Origin of the sequence: Synechococcus sp. BA-120 BA3 (assembly GCF_034931285.1) — a bacterium.
Classification (GTDB): Bacteria; Cyanobacteriota; Cyanobacteriia; order PCC-6307; family Cyanobiaceae; genus Cyanobium.
The window spans coordinates 1-575 of the sequence record NZ_JAYGHZ010000238.1 but is presented as its reverse complement, the minus strand read 5'-3'; the positions used below and the strand labels follow the sequence as shown (position 1 = coordinate 575).

The following is a 575-nucleotide window of genomic DNA, read 5'->3' as shown; positions in this document are numbered from 1 at the left end:
GGCCGGTGCTGGCCCTCAGCCCGAGGGATCGGGCCACGCTGCGATGGCTGTACGAGCAGCCCACCGACTTCGGCCGGCCCCTGCCGGCGGCAGCGACCCCGCCACCGGTCCCGGCGCCCAGCCGCTGAAGCCGCTCTCAGGCCTGTGGGGCGTCTTCGGGGGGGGAGGGCCGCTGGGACGGGTGCCGGTGGTGGTAGGGCACGAAGCCGAGGCCGTAGATCTGCTCGAGCCGGGAGGGGCTGAGGGCGTGGTCGGGGGTGCCGTGGCAGCGGAGGCTGCGGTTGAGGCAGAGCACGCCGTCGCAGGTGCGGCGGACCATCTCCAGATCGTGGGAGACCTGCAGGATCGTCCAGCCCTCGCTGCGGCGCAGCTGGTAGAGGAGGGTGTGGAACTGCTCGGCGGCGCGGGCATCGAGGCCGGCCTGGGCCTCGTCGAGCACCAGCAGGCGACGGGGGCGCACCACGCAGGAGGCCAGCAGCACCCGCTTGAGCTGGCCACCGGAGAGCTCCGAAAGCAGCCGGTCGGCCAGGTCGGCGCAGAGGGTCTTGCGCAGGGCGGCGCGGACGGCGCTGCGG

General features: G+C 74.6%; 1 protein-coding gene. It reads right to left on the bottom strand.

All coding sequences use genetic code 11. From position 1 onward, the window contains the following. Window positions 1-136 precede the first annotated feature (136 nt). Window positions 137-575: ATP-binding cassette domain-containing protein (locus VB737_RS07525; protein ID WP_500312286.1), on the bottom strand; the 439-nt coding region annotated here is incomplete at its 5' end.